This window comes from Paraburkholderia caledonica (genome assembly GCF_000383275.1).
Lineage (GTDB): Bacteria > Pseudomonadota > Gammaproteobacteria > Burkholderiales > Burkholderiaceae > Paraburkholderia > Paraburkholderia caledonica.
In genome coordinates this window covers 1-16,426 of the sequence record NZ_KB911043.1, presented here as the reverse complement: position 1 = coordinate 16,426, position 16,426 = coordinate 1, and the positions used below count along the sequence as shown (strand labels likewise).

14 protein-coding genes are annotated in these 16,426 nt (G+C 63.6%); 8 read left to right on the top strand and 6 right to left on the bottom strand.

Going from position 1 to position 16,426, the window contains the following annotated elements:
• Nucleotides 1-40: 40 nt before the first annotated feature.
• From hutC to hutG, 6 genes are all read left to right on the top strand, one after another.
• Entirely contained in the window at nt 41-736 is a 696-nt protein-coding gene (gene hutC / locus H281_RS0125065) for a histidine utilization repressor (protein ID WP_020069884.1), read from the top strand.
• 64 nt (nt 737-800) lie between these two features.
• Nucleotides 801-2,489, top strand: coding sequence for a urocanate hydratase (gene hutU / locus H281_RS0125060; protein ID WP_020069883.1), 1,689 nt, complete (start codon nt 801-803; stop codon nt 2,487-2,489).
• A gap of 2 nt (nt 2,490-2,491) precedes the next feature.
• The gene (locus H281_RS0125055; protein ID WP_020069882.1) at nt 2,492-3,172 is read left to right on the top strand and encodes a HutD/Ves family protein; all 681 of its coding nucleotides are present in this window, start codon (nt 2,492-2,494) and stop codon (nt 3,170-3,172) included.
• An 84-nt stretch (nt 3,173-3,256) separates the two neighbouring features.
• Nucleotides 3,257-4,486 (top strand): imidazolonepropionase, encoded by a 1,230-nt coding sequence (hutI, locus tag H281_RS0125050; protein WP_020069881.1) that lies wholly within the window; start codon nt 3,257-3,259, stop codon nt 4,484-4,486.
• Between the two features lie 15 nt (nt 4,487-4,501).
• Nucleotides 4,502-5,899, top strand: coding sequence for a formimidoylglutamate deiminase (locus H281_RS0125045; protein ID WP_020069880.1), 1,398 nt, complete (start codon nt 4,502-4,504; stop codon nt 5,897-5,899).
• A 66-nt stretch (nt 5,900-5,965) separates the two neighbouring features.
• Nucleotides 5,966-6,778 (top strand): N-formylglutamate deformylase, encoded by an 813-nt coding sequence (hutG, locus tag H281_RS0125040; RefSeq protein WP_020069879.1) that lies wholly within the window; start codon nt 5,966-5,968, stop codon nt 6,776-6,778.
• Nucleotides 6,779-7,100: 322 nt separating this feature from the next.
• Here hutG and H281_RS36995 read toward each other — a convergent pair whose 3' ends face one another.
• A complete protein-coding gene (locus H281_RS36995; protein ID WP_164701943.1) occupies nt 7,101-7,241 on the bottom strand; it encodes a hypothetical protein in 141 nt (46 codons plus the stop codon).
• Between the two features lie 308 nt (nt 7,242-7,549).
• Here H281_RS36995 and H281_RS0125035 point away from each other — a divergent pair, with 308 nt between their 5' ends.
• The gene (locus H281_RS0125035) at nt 7,550-8,215 is read left to right on the top strand and encodes a hypothetical protein (RefSeq protein WP_020069878.1); all 666 of its coding nucleotides are present in this window, start codon (nt 7,550-7,552) and stop codon (nt 8,213-8,215) included.
• 31 nt (nt 8,216-8,246) lie between these two features.
• Complete coding sequence (locus H281_RS0125030; RefSeq protein WP_020069877.1) at nt 8,247-10,166, top strand: DUF3857 domain-containing transglutaminase family protein; 1,920 nt, start codon at nt 8,247-8,249, stop codon at nt 10,164-10,166.
• Nucleotides 10,167-10,174: 8 nt separating this feature from the next.
• On the opposite strand, the gene H281_RS0125025 is transcribed toward H281_RS0125030, so the two are convergent.
• The 5 genes from H281_RS0125025 to glgC form a co-directional block, all read right to left on the bottom strand.
• Nucleotides 10,175-11,326: a branched-chain amino acid ABC transporter substrate-binding protein gene (locus H281_RS0125025; protein WP_020069876.1), complete on the bottom strand. Its 1,152-nt coding sequence runs from the start codon at nt 11,324-11,326 to the stop codon at nt 10,175-10,177.
• 412 nt (nt 11,327-11,738) lie between these two features.
• Nucleotides 11,739-12,200: a hypothetical protein gene (locus tag H281_RS0125020; protein ID WP_020069875.1), complete on the bottom strand. Its 462-nt coding sequence runs from the start codon at nt 12,198-12,200 to the stop codon at nt 11,739-11,741.
• A 156-nt stretch (nt 12,201-12,356) separates the two neighbouring features.
• Complete coding sequence (gene pdxY / locus H281_RS0125015; protein WP_020069874.1) at nt 12,357-13,223, bottom strand: pyridoxal kinase PdxY; 867 nt, start codon at nt 13,221-13,223, stop codon at nt 12,357-12,359.
• 263 nt (nt 13,224-13,486) lie between these two features.
• Nucleotides 13,487-14,947, bottom strand: a complete 1,461-nt coding sequence (gene glgA, locus H281_RS0125010) for a glycogen synthase GlgA (RefSeq protein WP_020069873.1) — start codon at nt 14,945-14,947, stop codon at nt 13,487-13,489.
• Nucleotides 14,948-15,052: 105 nt separating this feature from the next.
• Complete coding sequence (glgC, locus tag H281_RS0125005) at nt 15,053-16,318, bottom strand: glucose-1-phosphate adenylyltransferase (protein ID WP_020069872.1); 1,266 nt, start codon at nt 16,316-16,318, stop codon at nt 15,053-15,055.
• Nucleotides 16,319-16,426 lie beyond the last annotated feature (108 nt).

Here is a 16,426-nt window from a genome sequence, read left to right as displayed (position 1 = left end):
CCCCTAGGCGCCCCGACCGGACCATGAGACACAGCAGCCAATGAACGCACCCGCATATCAGGGCATCAAGGACTTCATCCTCGCGCGCATTCACGCGGGCGAATGGGGCGAAGGCGACCAGGTGCCCTCCGAAAACGAGCTTGCACGCGAATTCAATGTCGCTCGCATGACGGTGAACCGCGCGCTGCGCGAGTTGACCTCGGAGCAGGTGCTGACGCGTGTGCAAGGCTCGGGCACGTTCGTGGCCCGTCCCAAGTACGAATCGACGCTGGTGGCGATCCGCAGTATCTCCGACGAAATCGTCGCGCGCGGTCATCGTTATCAGGCGAAGGTGCTGCACATTGGCGCGAGCATCGCCGATACGGCGCTCGCCGAAGAAATGCAGGTGAGCGCGGGTAGTCCGATATTTTATTCGCGCGTGCTTCATTTCGAAAACGACGAGCCGGTGCAGCTTGAAGAGCGCTGGGTCAATCCGGCTGTCGCCCCCGAATACGCGTTGCAGGATTTCACGAACATCACGCCGAACCAGTATCTCGTGCGGGTCGCGCCGTTGCAGCGCGTCGAATATCGCATCGAGGCATTGGCGGCGGACGGCGATACCCGCGAGCTGTTGACCATGGACGAACTGGAGCCTTGCCTCGTGCTGCATCGGCGAACCTGGTCGCAAAGCCAGGTCGCTTCGATCGCGAATCTGTGGCATCCGGGCAGCCGTTACCGTTTCACCGGACATTTCTGATTTTTGCTTTCCCTGATTCTTCCCTGACATATCCCGATCATCTTCAGGCATTCCGAGGGCCACCATGAACAACCCGAAACACATCGACCCGCGTCTCGACCCTACCCGCACGATCCGTGCGCCGCGCGGTGCTGAGAAGACCTGCAAGACCTGGATCGCGGAAGCCGCGTACCGGATGATCCAGAATAATCTGGACCCCGAAGTAGCCGAGCATCCTCACGCGCTCGTGGTGTATGGCGGCATCGGCCGTGCGGCGCGCAACTGGGATTGCTTCGACCAGATCCTTACTTCGCTCAAGGACCTGAACGAAGACGAGACGCTGCTGATTCAATCGGGCAAGCCGGTCGGCATTTTCCGCACGCATGCAGACGCGCCGCGCGTGCTGCTCGCGAATTCGAATCTGGTCCCGCACTGGGCGACATGGGAGCATTTCCACGAGCTCGATCGCAAGGGCCTGATGATGTACGGCCAGATGACGGCGGGCAGCTGGATCTACATCGGTAGCCAGGGCATCGTGCAGGGCACGTACGAAACGTTCTTCTCGGTGGCCAACCAGCATTTCAACGGCGATCCGGCGGGCCGCTGGATCCTGACTGGCGGTCTGGGTGGCATGGGCGGCGCGCAGCCGCTCGCCGCGACGATGGCCGGCTTTTCGATGATCGCAGTGGAATGCGACGAGACACGCATCGACTTCCGTCTGAAGACGCGTTACGTGGACAAGAAAGCGAAGACACTCGACGAAGCACTCGCCATGCTCGAAGAAGCGAAGCAGGCGGGCAAGGCAGTGTCTATCGGTTTGCTCGGCAACGCCGCCGACGTGTTTGCCGAGTGCGTGACGCGCGGCATCACACCGGACTGCGTGACCGATCAGACGAGCGCGCACGATCCGATTCACGGCTACCTTCCTCAAGGCTGGAAGGTCGAAGACTGGCGCGAGCGTCAGAAGACCGCGCCGGATTCGATCGTCGTGCCGGCGAAAGAGTCTATGGCCAAGCAGGTGCAAGCCATGCTGACGCTGCAGGAACGCGGGGCCGCCACGCTCGATTACGGCAACAACATTCGTCAGATGGCGCTCGAAATGGGCGTGAAGAACGCCTTCGATTTCCCTGGCTTCGTGCCGGCGTACATCCGCCCGCTCTTCTGCGAAGGCAAGGGACCGTTCCGCTGGGTCGCGCTGTCAGGCGATCCAGAGGACATCTACAAGACGGACGCTAAGGTCAAGGAACTCATTCCCGACGATCCGCACCTGCACAACTGGCTCGACATGGCGCGCGAGCGCATCGCGTTCCAGGGATTGCCGGCGCGTATATGCTGGGTCGGCGTGAAGGATCGTTACCGTCTCGGCCAGGCATTCAACGAGATGGTGAAGAACGGCGAACTGAAGGCGCCGATCGTGATTGGCCGCGATCACCTCGATACCGGTTCGGTGGCGAGCCCGAATCGCGAAACCGAGTCGATGAAAGACGGCTCGGACGCAGTCAGCGACTGGCCGTTGCTCAACGCGTTGCTGAATACGGCAGGCGGCGCGTCGTGGGTGTCGCTGCATCATGGCGGCGGTGTCGGCATGGGCTTCAGCCAGCATTCGGGCGTCGTGATCGTCGCGGACGGCACGGACGCCGCGAAAGAACGCCTGGGCCGCGTGTTGTTCAATGACCCGGCGACCGGCGTGATGCGTCACGCGGACGCAGGCTATGAACTCGCGCAGCAAACCGCGCGCGAAGCGGGCCTCAATCTGCCGATGCTGGGCCGTTGAGCATGACGTTTGCGGGCAGCACAGGCGCTGTGGAAAGCGGCTCCGCGCGCGGCGTTACATTGATCCGCGGTGCGGAGCTCGTAGCCGTACCGTGGAAAAACGGCGGCGGGCTCACACGCGAAGTCGCGGCGTTTCCTGCGGATGCGGGGCTCGACACGTTCGTGTGGCGCGTGAGTGTGGCGGATGTCGCGCAAGCGGGGCCGTTCTCACGATTCGCGGGCATCGATCGCACGCTCGTGTTGTTGTCTGGCGCGGGCATGTTGCTCGACGAGACCCAACCGGACCACACGTTGAAGACTCACGCGTTGACCCGGCCGCTCGATATCGCGCGCTTCAGTGGTGAGACGGCGATCGACGCGCGGCTTGTCGACGGTGCGACGCGCGACTTCAATCTGATGGTGCGTCGCGACTCGGCGCAGGGCGAGCTGGCAGTGTGGTGCGCGGCCCCGCACGAGACGCAGCCCGAACGGAGTTTGTCCGCCGACATCGTGCTGCTTTACTGCGCGAACGGGCCGCTTGCCGTCACGTTGGGCAATGCACACGATGATGCAAACCGTAATGCGCCCCCGCAGTGGCTGCAAACTGGCGACGCGTTGCGCATCGACACGCCAAGCGCATTGCGATGCAACCTGGAAGGCACGGGCGCGCTGCTCGCCATCAGCATCCGCTACACGCAACGATGACCATGGTTCGCGCGTGCGTGACGTAGCACGGCAGCGCATGCGCGGGGACCTCCTTACACACGCAACGAGCTGCAAGAGCACGCGATGAAGCAAACCGTCTGGCATCAACTGAACTTGTGCCCTCAGGGCGATCCCGAACACACGCTGCGCGATGCCGCGATCGCGGTTGAGAACGGCAACATTGTGTGGCTCGGCGCGGCCGCCGGTTTGCCTGCGGAATACGCAGATTGGCCGCGCGAAAATCTGCACGGCGCATGGGTGACGCCGGGGCTCGTCGATTGCCACACGCATCTCGTGTACGGCGGGCAGCGTGCCGATGAATTCGCGCAGCGCCTCGCGGGCGTCAGCTATGAAGAGATCGCGCGGCAGGGCGGCGGCATCGTGTCCACGGTGCGCGCGACGCGTGCCGCGACCGAAGACGAGTTGTTCCGGCAATCGGCCGCGCGACTCGAACCGTTGCTGGCCGAAGGCGTGACGGCGGTCGAAATCAAATCCGGTTACGGACTGGATCTGGACAGCGAGCGCAAGATGTTACGCGTCGCGCGCCAGCTGGGCGAACGCTATCCGGTGACGGTCTACACCACGTTCCTTGGCGCGCACGCATTGCCGCCCGAATTCGCAGGCCGTGCCGACGCGTATATCGACGAAGTCTGCAACACCATGCTTCCCGCGCTCGCAGACGAAGGTCTGGTCGACGCGGTCGATGTGTTTTGTGAGCGCATCGGCTTTTCGCTCGAACAGAGCGAGCGCGTGTTCAATGCCGCCGCGCGCTACAAACTGCCGGTGAAAATGCACGCGGAGCAGTTGTCCAACGGCGGCGGCACGGCCCTCGCGGCGCGTCATCGGGCGCTGTCCGCGGATCACCTGGAGTTTCTCGACGAAGCCGGCGTCGCGGCAATGAACGAAGCCGGCACGGTGGCCGTGTTGCTGCCGGGCGCGTACTACTTCATTCGCGAGACGCAGCTGCCGCCGCTCGATCTGCTGCGGCGTTACGAGGTGCCGATTGCAATTTCCACTGACAGCAATCCCGGCACTTCACCCACCACCTCGTTGCTGCTGATGATGAATATGGCGAGCACGCTGTTCCGCATGACCGTGCCTGAAGTACTGAAGGGCGTGACGTCGCATGCGGCGCGCGCGCTCGGCAAGGCGGACCGGCACGGCTCGCTCGAAGTGGGCCGCGCGGCCGACTTCGCGGTATGGGCGGTCGATTCGCTCGCGGAATTGGCTTACTGGATAGGGCGTCCGTTGTGCGCGCGGGTCGTGCGCGCGGGCGAGACGGTTTATCGTCCTTCGACACGCGACGCGAACTGAGCCGGGACCTGAGAGATGACACAAGCAAAACAAACGTTATTCGCGGAGCACGCGTATCTGCCGGGCGGCTGGCGCCGGGACGTACTGCTGGAATGGGACGTCGACGGAAACCTGACGACGGTCGAGCCCGACACACGCGACGTGCCTGCGTCAGTGGCCAGAGCGGCGGGTCCGGTAATGCCTGGCATGCCGAATCTTCATTCGCATGCGTTCCAGCGCGCAATGGCCGGCCTGACCGAATATCGTGGCTCATCGGCTACAGGCGCCGCCGACAACTTCTGGAGCTGGCGCGATCTGATGTATCGCTTTGCCGCGCGTATTTCGCCAGAGGGACTGGCCAGCGTCGCACAATGGCTCTACATCGAAATGCTGAAGGCGGGCTACACGTCGGTGTGCGAGTTCCATTACGTGCATCACACGCCGGACGGCGGGCGGTATGGCAACCCGGCGGAACTCGCGCAACGCGTGGTGGATGCAGCATCGGCGAGCGGCATCGGCATGACGATGTTGCCGGTGCTGTATCAATACAGCGGCTTTGGCGCGCGCGCGCCGCGCGACGACCAGCGGCGCTTCATTAATACGCCCGGTAGCCTGCTCGAACTGCTCGGTGCATTGCGCGCCGCGCGGCCTGAAAATGCGGCACTGCGCTACGGTGTGGCGCCGCACTCGTTGCGCGCCGTCTCCGAGCAATCGTTGCGCGAACTGCTCGGCGGGCTGGACGGCAGTGCGCCGGTTCACATCCATATCGCCGAACAGACTGCCGAGGTCGACGCGTGCGTGGAAACAGAGGGCGCGCGTCCGGTCCAATGGCTGCTGGACCGTTTCGACGTCGACAGCCGGTGGTGCCTCGTGCACGCCACGCATGTTGATGCCAACGAGACGCTTGCGCTCGCGAGGAGCGGTGCGGTGGCCGGTTTGTGCCTGACCACCGAAGCGAACCTCGGCGACGGCCTTTTCCCCGCGCAAGAATATCTCGACGCGAAAGGGCGCATCGGCGTCGGTTCGGACAGTCATATCGGCGTGGACTGGCGCGCGGAATTGCGTCTGCTCGAATACGGGCAGCGTTTGACGCGCCGGCAGCGCAACGTGCTCGCGTCCGCGCAAACGCCGTATGTGGCAGACCGTCTTTTCGATGCGGCGCTCGAAGGCGGCGCGCAGGCAACGGGCCGCGCGACAGGCGCATTGCAAGTGGGTCATCGCGCGGACTGGCTGGTGCTCGACCCGAATCATGCGAGCATTGCCGAGCATGCGCCGAGCGCGTGGCTCTCGGGCGTTGTATTCTGCGAGCACGGCGAGACGCCCATCCGCGATGTGTACGCAGGCGGCGACAAGGTGGTCGACAATCGCCGGCATCGCGACGAAGAGGGCGCTTACGCGCGCTATCGCGTGGCGCTCGCCGACCTGCTGAAATGACGTAAAGCAGCGCATCGTGCATTACGTGGCTGCGTCACTGCAAAGATCCTGCGAAAGAGAACTGACATGACTGCTTCCAATACTCCGCCGGTTTTCACGCTGCATCGAGGAAGCCTGCCGTTGCTGATCTCGATCCCGCATGTAGGCACCGAAATCCCCGTCGACATCGCCGGAACGATGACGCCCGTAGCGTTTCGCACCGACGATTGCGACTGGCATCTCGACCGGCTCTATGCGTTCGCGAAACGCATGGGCGCGTCGATTCTCATGCCTACTTACGCGCGCTATGTGATCGACCTGAACCGTCCGCCCGACGGAGCGAACCTCTATCCGGGCCAGGACACAACGGGACTATTGCCCGTCGATACCTTCGACAAGGAGCCGTTGTACCTGGAAGGCCATCTGCCGGACGAGGCCGAAGTGGCCCGCCGTCGCGATGCTTACTGGGTGCCGTATCACGACGCTCTGGCGGGCGAACTTGCCGCGCTCAAAGCTCGCCATGGCAAGGTGTTGCTATGGGAGGCGCATTCGATCCGCTCGCATGTACCGCGCTTCTTCGAAGGACGCTTGCCGGACTTCAATTTCGGCACCTCGAACGGCGCAAGCGCGGTGGCGGGTTTGGGCGAGGAACTGGCGGCTGTCGTCGAGCGACATGGCGGCTACTCGGCTGTCGCTAATGGGCGCTTCAAGGGCGGCTTCATCACGCGGCATTACGGCCAGCCTTCGCAAGGGGTGCACGCGGTGCAGTTGGAGTTGTCCCAGATCACCTATATGCAGGAACAGCCGCCGTACGCGTACGACGAAGCGCTTGCAGCGAAGGTCGAGCCGCTGCTCGAGCAACTGGTCGCAACGGCATCGGAGCGCGTCAAGGCGGGTTGACCGCGGCGTCTCACTTGCAGGCCTGCTGTTTTACCCTACTTCATCCATCATTTCCACGCGGTTCGCGGAGTTGCGCTTAAGCCTCGCGCAGCTTCCCCGCGTCGGCCCAGACCGCGAAGGTGTAACAGCGTGTGTCCGCGATTGCGCGCCGCGCCTTTCGCGCACAACGTATGGCGTTATGGCGTCCGCATCTGACGAATCACTTTACGCCGCGCGAATCCGTCGATAAAAAAAGCCCCGCAAGTAGCGGGGCTTTGCGATGCGCGCGACGCGATGCGAGGCGTTCGCGGCGGCCGTCGTGTCCTCGATGTGAGGGCAACGATTAGCGGCAGTGGCGTTCCCAGTGATGATGCACGCGCACCTTATGGCACACCTGGTGGTGGTGATGCTCATAAGCTTGTGCGGGAGCGATTGCGCTGAGAGCAGCGGCGGCTGCGGCAATGGCCAGAACAATTTTCTTCATTACAAAACCCTTAATCAATGTTGGGAAACTCGCGGTGCAGCACGACCTATGCCGCACGGTTTGCAAGCATGCCACATCGGCGCGCGCGGAGCAGGAACGTCGTCCCGATGCAACGTGTCGAACAGCGCGGCGAAGGTAAAACGGCTACGTGCATTGACATTGAGCGATGCGAGCCGGGTCGATTCACGGCTCCGTGTGCGATCGCGTGCGCCGCTTGCCAGTGAGGCCGTGCAACGGCTACCCTTTCAAAACGATGACGCTCGCAATGGCGTCGTCTTTACATCGGGCAAAAGATGGAAGACCCAGCGATGGAAGATTCCGACGAATTGCTGCTCCCGGTCTGGCGCGCGAATCTCGTGCTGTTGACGCGCGAGGTCGGCGCGGCCAGTCGTCTCGCACGCATGATGACTTTCTCCGCGAGCTACCTGAAGTTGATGTTGTCCGGCCAGCGCGAATTCAGCGAGGAGTTCGTACGTGGCATAGAAGCGGTGACGGGTCTGCCGAATGGCTGGATGAACACGCCGCATACCGAAGCCGAGATCCCGCCCAACGCGCGCGAGGCGATCGACAATGAACAACCCCTCGCGCGGTTTCGCGGCACCGCGCATCCCGTGCGGAAGAAGACGGTGCTGCGTCCGCCTGAACCGATTTTCGGCCAGGCGTCGCCTGCCAGACGCATCGAAGACGAAAGCATCGACGCTGAAGCGCATCGACGCCAGGCGTATTTTCGCAAGGTCCGTGAACTCGCGGTGCAGGAGGTTCGGCGTTTCGAGCGGCACATCGTGCATGCGCCGGTTGAACTCGCGTCGTTGCGATCGAGAGTGGAAGACGTGATCGCCGCCGCCGATGCGGACGATCCGATCCAGGCGGATCTTGCGGGGCGGCTCGAGCAGATCGAGAAGCATCGGCATCTGCTGCTCAGGCATGTCGAGAGATTGCAGGCTCTGCTCGGCCAACTCGGTGAAGGCGATTGATGATTGATTGGCGGCGCGGGGAACATTGTTGATGATGCGCTACCGGGCGTGCCTGCACATCGCCGCCGCGCTTGCCTTGTGCGCGGCGGCCGCTACCGCTTTTGCCGCAGACACGCGATCGGACCCATCCGGCGACGACCGTGCGCCTTACACGACTGAGCGCGACGTCCATCTCTTCACGATCCAGAAAGACGGTTCTATCGAGGAACACGACGACAGCGTGCTGCGCGCGAACACGACGAGCGGCGTGGACGACATCGCACAACGCTATGTGTGGTTCAACAAGGACATCGAGCAGGTGCAACTGCTCGCGGCCGAGACGATCGACGCCGACGGTGCGACGCACGCGGTCGGTCCAGAAGCGATCCGCGATATTCAGGAGCCTCGCTCGGCGGGCGCGCCGAGCTTTCAGGACGGCGTGTTGCGAACCGTGATTTTTCCCGGCGTCGAGCCCGGTTTGCGCGTGCATCTCACGTTTCGCAAGACGCGCGCGAAGCCGTTGCAGGCGGGTACCTTCGCCTACCTCGTAGAGCCGACGAGCGAACCCGTCGACGAACAGCGCCTGATCTTCGATCTTCCCGCCGACGTGCCGCTCTATGCCGACGCGCGTGGCTATACCGCGATGCCGCCGGTCACGGCGAACGGCCGCACACGCTACGAATTCGACTACCGGCACGGACCGTATGCGCGCCTCGAAGCGGGCGCCGTCGGCTACGCGAATTGGGGCGATCGTCTGATGGTGTCGACCGTGCCCGACTTCGCGAGCTTCGCCGCACGTTACCGGGGACCCGCGGCCGACGCCACCTTCAACGATCCGTCCATCGTGCAGCTTGCACAGTCGCTCACCGCGCGTGCCGCCGATCCCCGCGAGAAGGCGCACATCCTTTACGACTGGGTACGCATGAATATCCGCTACGTCGCGCTTTTTCTGGGCGAGACGGCGGCGATTCCGCACAAGGCGGCTGACATCCTGCGTAACCGTTATGGCGACTGCAAGGATCACGTCGCGCTTTACAGCGCGTTGCTGGCCGCCGTCGGCATCCGCAGCGAGGCTGTGCTGCTCAATCTCGGGCCGTACTACAGCTTGCCGGACGTGCCGGGCTATGGCGCGAGCGCGATCAATCATGCGATCGTCTGGATTCCTGATCTTTCGCTGTACGCGGACACGACGGCGGGCGGCGTGGGCTTCGGTTATCTGCCGGCGGCGGCGATGGACAGGCCGGTGCTGCTGGTCGGCGAGGGCGTGCTATCGCACACGCCGGCCACTCAGGTGCGCGAGCGGCGCGCGCGGGTGCAGATCGACGTCGACGAAAACGGCACTGCCGACTACGCGTACCGGGCGGAAGACGCGGGCTTTACTGCGGAGATCGAACGCAATGTCTTTCGACGCGCTTCGCGTCAGCGCACGCAACAGATTGCCGCCAACCGTCTGTTGCAAACCGGCCTGCATGGCACCGCGCAGTTACGTACCGGCGAAGTAGCGGTGACCGACGGGCCGTTCGCGACGTGGATGCAAGGCAAGGTCGAGCATTTCGTATGGACCGACGGCACCACGGCGATGCCGACGCTTACGAGCTTCTCGGGCGGAATGGGCTCGCAGGTGCAGGCGTGGCTCGCGGAGCCGGTGCGCACGCAGCCGTGGGCATGCATTGGCGGAGACTTCGACGAGACACTGGAAATCACGCTGCCGCGCTTCGCCAACGTGACCGACACGCCCGCCGACACCGACGTGCAGAACCGGTTTCTGATTTTCTCGTCGCGCTATGTGTTCGACCGCGGGGCACGCGTGCTGCAGATCAGGCGGCAACTGCACGCCGCCTTCGGACACCAGATGTGCTCCCCCGCAGAGTTTGCCCAGATCAAAGACGATCTCGTGCGGATCGAGCGCGACCTCGACGCGCAAATCGTCGTCAAGGCCGCGAAGCTTGCGGGGGGCGTAAGCGCGAAGTAGCGCCGCGCTCAGGAGCCGCTCTTGGTCACGATCGGAACCCACGTGCCGTTCTTGACCTGATAGAGCGTCGACGCGCCGCTTTTCAGCGCGCCGGTGTTGTCGAACGAGATCTTGCCGGTCACGCCTTCGAAGTCGATTGCCTTGAGAACCGGCCGGTAATCGGCGGGCGAGGTCGATTTGGCCTGCTGCATGGCCTTGATCGCGGCCCACGCTCCGTCGTAGCCGAACGGTGCATACGACAGGATCTCGCCGCCAAAGCGCTTCTTGAACTTCGCGGAGAAGTCCTTGCCGCCCGGCAGTTGCGCGAGCGGACGGCCGTATTCCCAGGCCATCACGCCTTCGGCTGCGTCGCCGGCAAGCTTGATGAACTCCGGATCCTCCACGCCACCGCCGCCCACCAGTTGCGCCGTCACGCCGAGTTGCTTCATGCGCCTCGCGAAGCCCGCGGCCTGCGTGTCGAGGCCGCCGAAGAAGATCAGGTCCGCGTTCGCCGCCTTGATCTTGGTGATCTGCGTGCTGAAGTCGACTGCGTGATTGTCGGTGTATTCGCGCGCGACGATGTTGCCGCCATGTGCCTTGACTGCCTTCTCGAACTCGTCGGCTTCGCCCTGGCCAAATGCGGTGCGGTCGTCGATGATCGCAATGCGTTTCGCCTTCGACACCTCGACCGCGTAGACGCCTGCGTTGCCGGCATTTTGCGCGTCCGTGGAAATCACCATGAAGGTGTTTGCAAAGCCTCGGCCGGTAATGATCGGGTTTGTCGCGGCGGGGTCGATGACCGGAATGCCGGCCTGCTCATAAACCTGCGAGGCGGGAATCGTCGTGCCCGAGTTGAAGTGGCCGACCACCACCGAAACGCCCGCATCCACAAGCTTCTGCGCGACCTGCACGCCGATGCGCGGGTCCGCCTGGTCGTCCTGCGAGACGATCTGGAACTGCGCGACCTTGTCGCCGATCTTGATCTTCTGCGCGTTGGCTTCCTCGATAGCGAGCCGGACTCCGTTCTCGAGATCCTTGCCGTAGCCGGCATTGGCCCCGGTCATCGGCGCGGCGAAACCGATCTTCACCGGCAGGTCGTCGGCGAAACTGGCGAGCGGCGCGGCTGCGATCATGGCGCCAACGAACAGAGCAAGCGGTTTGAGCGTGTTGTTAAAACTCATGGTCTCTCCTTACTTCGACAGTTCCAGGTTATGAAAGCGGCAAGGCTGTGATGTGTGTCCGGCTTGCAACGAGAGACTAAAGAGGATGGCTCGCGATACACAATGCTGGAATACGCGCACTCGGGTTTGCACGCCGGTCATGTGGCGCGAATATAGAAAGCCAATATGCCGCCGTCTTGGCAGTTCGCTGCGCTTTGGATGAGAATTTCGGCATAAGCCGCGCGCGTGCAGGCGGGGCGCGTAACGCGCGGCAGGGCGGGGATGCGGATTACCGCACATGCTTAAGAGACGTAGGGGAAACGTTCAGGGCACGTGCGGGCGTGGTGCCGCGTCTGGGCGGCATGCGGCGGCGGTGAGTAAAGACAGACTCAACGCAATGCAACGCTTGTTGCGTCGAGCGGTGGGCCCGGCTCTAGCGCTCGCCTTGCTGGCGCAGCACTTCTTCGCGCAGACGCAGCAGGGGCGCCTTGGTTTCGTCGTCAGCCCATGTGTCGAGATCGTCGATCGCGCGCTGGCAGCCGTCGAGCACGAGGTCGAGATCCACTGGCACGCCGTTGTTCAGCGCGAACTCGATGGTCTCGGCAAACTGCTCGCACTCGTCTTCGCCATAGGAGATATCGAGGTTGTCGGCGATCACTTCGGCGATGTTGCTGCGCGCCTTGTCGTCGGGCGTCACCATGTCGATGATGCCGCGCGCCACGGCTGGCGAGTAGTAAAGCGCGATGTCGAGCCACTGCGTGGGATCGAAGTCGGCCTGGTCGAACTGGTTCTCGAAGAACTCGATGGCTTCCTGTTCGTGCACCTCGTCCGCGTCGACGCTGATACACAACTGCTCGAAATACTCTTCCCGCTCGCTGCGGATATAACCGTCCATCGATGCCTCGTCTGCTGAATGCCGGTGCCTGAAAAAGTTGCTGCGCGCGTGAGGTGTTGCTTCGCGCACGCGGCACGCATTATAGGACGACCGGCAGGCCGCCAAGGTTCCGTGCGGCTCAAAGCATCGCGTTGCCGCCTGCGGCAAGCGCAGCGGCTATGCGGTCTCCGCCACCCATGCGTCGAACCACTCACGGGGTTGCGCGATTTCGTTTTGCGCAGCCACCAGTTCGAGCTCGTAGCGCCCGGCTTGCCAGGTCAGCTTGACGACGGCGTTGACTGCCGCGAGCGTGTGCTCGAACGCCGCGCGAATCGTATCGCCCAGCAGCGTGCGAGCGACGAACACCGCGCTCGTCAGATCGCCGACGCCTACCGGTTGCCGCGCGAACGGATAGAGCGGGCGCTGGCACATCCACGCCTCGCGCTCGGTCACCACCAGCATGTTGAAACGATCGGCGGGACTGTTGCGATCGAGCAGGTGTTTGACCAGCACGAGCTTCGGCCCGCGCGCGATGATCTCGCGGCACGCGGTGACGGCTTCTTCGAGCGTCTCGATCTCGCGGCCAACGAGCCGCTGCAACTCGGTATGGTTCGGCGCCATGGCGTCGGCCATCTCCGGCATGGTGTTCACGAGGAATTCCTGGATGCCCGGCTCGACCTTGCAGCCGCTCGCCGCACCCATCACCGGATCGCAGAAGTACCACGCGCGGGGATTCGCGGCCTTTACGGCCTTGACGATTTCCAGTACCGATTGTGCCTGTTCCGGCGTGCCGAGGTAGCCCGAGAGCACGGCGTCGCAACGCGGCAGCATGCCAATGGCGCCGATGCCCTCGGCGAGTTCTTCCATCTGCGCGGCATTGATCGCCGTGCCGGTCCAATGGCCGTACTGCGTGTGGTTCGAGAACTGCACGGTGTTCAGCGGCCACACGTTCACGCCAAGCCTACGCATCGGGAAGACGGCGGCGCTGTTGCCCGCGTGCCCGAAAACGACATGTGACTGAATGCTCAGAACGTTCTTCGTCATGGTATGGCTCGCGCAGTCGTTCGTGCGCGATCGGTGAAAACGGGAGGGATGCGCGGCGACGGTGCCTCGGCATGAGCCGGAATGCCGCGCGCGCAGGACTGCTTCAGACGCTGCAAGAATAATGCACGGTCTGCATCGTCAGGAAACAATACATGAGTTTGACGCGGGGCAGTTGATCCGTCCCCGTGTTGTTGCGCCGAACCATCACCAAAGATGCGCGGCGCCGCGCTGTTTGCGGCCCGGCAATGCAGGCAGGCACCGCCTCAGCAAAGCTCGCGATACAGCGCCAGGTAACGGTCTGCGGAAGCGCCCCAGCCGAAGTCCTGGCGCATCGCGCGCCGCTGCGCCGCTTTCCATTCGGTGCGCCGGCCATAGAGCGCGAACGCCCGGCGAATCGCGGCGGTGAGCCCGCGCGGCTGGAAGTGCTCGAAGACAAAACCGGTGGCGAGATCTTCGGCGAGATTTTCGAGCGATGCGTCCACCACGGTGTCCGCGAGACCGCCGACGCAATGCACGAGCGGCAACGAACCGTAGGCGAGCGCGTAAAGCTGCGTCAGCCCGCAGGGCTCGAACCGCGATGGCACGGCGACCACGTCGCTGCCCGCGATGATCGTATGTGCGAGCTTTTCGTCGAAGCCAAGCTCCACCGCGACCGAATCGGGATGCGTCTGCGCGACGCGTTTCAGGCCGTTTTCGAGCGCCGGGTCGCCGGTACCGAATACGACCAGCTGGCCGCCGCGTTTGACAATTTCCGGCACGGTTTCGAGCAGCAGGTCGAGGCCTTTTTGCTCGGTGAGGCGGCTCACTACGCCGAACAGCAGCGCGTCGGATTTCTGCGCGAGACCGAAGCGTTTTTGCAACGCCTCCTTGCAAGCCAGTTTCCCGGCGAGCCGCGTGGAGGTGTAGCGATTCTCGAGGAGCGCGTCGCTCGCCGGGTTCCACACCGTATAGTCGACGCCGTTCAGAATGCCGGACAGGTCGTGCGAGCGGTTGCGTAAAAGAGCGTCGAGCCCGCCGCCTTGAGCCAGCGTCTGAATTTCGCGGGCGTACGTGGGGCTTACGGTCGTGATGCGGTCGCTGTAGTAAAGCCCCGCCTTCAGAAACGACAGCTGTCCATAGAATTCGACGCCGTACATGCTGAAAAAATCGTCGGGCAGGCCGAGCTGGCCGAACTGATGCGCGGGGAAAACGCCTTGATACGCGAGGTTGTGCACCGTAAAGACGCTGCGCGCGAGCGCCCGGCCATGCTGCCTTTCGGCGGCTTTCAGATAGGCGGCGGCGAGTCCCGCATGCCAGTCGTGCGCATGGACGATCTGCGGCGACCAGGCCGGATCGAGCTGTTGCGCGAGTTGCGCGGCGACCCAGCCGAGCAGTGCGAAACGCTGCGCGTTGTCGCCGTATGGCACATGCTCGTCGTTCAGATAGGGATTGCCGGGCCGGTCATACAGCGAGGCCGCGCGGATCGTGTAGACGATCAGTCCGTTCGACGGCAGCGTTCCCTGTTCGAGGGTGACGCCCGGCGCACCGAAACGGCTGCCAAGCTGGGCGACCGGCCGCACGTCGTGCAAGCCGGCAACCACCGACGGGAAGCCGGGCAGCAGCACGCGGACATCGGCGCCGCGCTCGACCAGCGCGGACGGCAACGCGCCCGCGACGTCGGCGAGACCGCCTGTTTTCAGGAGGGGATACAGCTCGCTTGCGACGTGCAGGGCGCGAATCGTCATAGGCTAAATTGGATTCCTTGATTGATGGTCGGGGAATGCTCGTAATACCGGCCGCGCGCCGCGCCGGGTGAAGCTACGGCAACTGGCACGCAGAGCCGGTCGGACTCAGGTCGCTTCCTGCCGCAGCGATTCGGGCGTGACGAGCACGACGCCGTCGTCGGTGCGATAAAAGCGCTCCGCGTCAGCCACCGGATCTTCGCCGATCACCGTGCCGTCCGGGATCGCGCAGCCGCGGTCCACCACCACTTTCTGCAAGCGGCAACTCGCGCCGACCGTGACCTGCGGCAACAAGACTGCCTCATTGATGTTACAGAACGAACTCACTTTCACATTCGACGACAACACCGAGCGCGAAATCTGCGAACCCGAGATCACGCAGCCGCCGCATGCGAGAAGATTGTTGCCGGAACCTTGCAGACCCTTCAGATCCCGCACGAACTTGGCGGGCGGCAGCTGTTCCTGATACGTCCAGATCGGCCAGCTGCGGTCATAGAGGTCGAGCGTCGGAATCGTGGACGCGAGATCGAGGTTGGCGGCCCAATAGGCGTCGATGGTGCCGACGTCGCGCCAGTACGGCTCCACGTTCGGGTCCGACGATACGCACGACATGCCGAACGGATGTGCGATCGCCGTGCCTTGCGTGACGACGCGCGGCAGGATGTCCTTGCCGAAGTCGTGATCCGTATCGACGGTCGAGATGTTTTCCTCCAGCAGCGAGTAAAGGTAGTCCGCGTTGAACACGTAGATGCCCATGCTCGCCAACGCGGTGTCCGGGCGGCCAGGTATTGCGGGCGGGTCGGCGGGTTTTTCCACGAAGCCGACCACGCGACGGTTTTCGTCGACGGCCATGACGCCGAAGGCCACCGCGTCCATGCGCGGCACCTCGATGCAGCCGACCGTGCAATCCGCGCCGCTATCGGCGTGATCCGCGATCATGCGCGTGTAGTCCATCTTGTAGATGTGGTCGCCCGCCAGCACGACCACGTACTTGGGGCGGATGGAGCGGATGATGTCGAGGTTCTGGAACACGGCGTCGGCGGTGCCGCGATACCAGTGCGCGCCTTCAACGCGCTGCTGCGCGGGCCACAGGTCGATGAATTCGCCGAACTCGCCGCGCAGAAAGCTCCAGCCGCGCTGCAGGTGGCGCAATAGCGAGTGGGCCTTGTACTGTGTGACGACAGCGATACGCCGGATGCCCGAGTTCAGGCAGTTCGACAGTGCGAAGTCGATGATCCTGTACTTACCGCCGAAATGCACGGCGGGTTTGACGCGTTTGTTGGTGAGCGGTCCGAGCCGCGTGCCTCGTCCGCCGGCGAGGACGATGGCGAGGGTGGTGCGTTGAAGGTCGTTCAGCCGTGCCGGAGTATCCATGTCCGTCTCCTTTGTCGACCGGACTTGGCGCTTTAGCGCTTAGTCCGGTCCCATGCAGTTTTATCGCGGTCGACCGGACTTGGCGCTTTAGCGCTTAGTCCGGTCCCA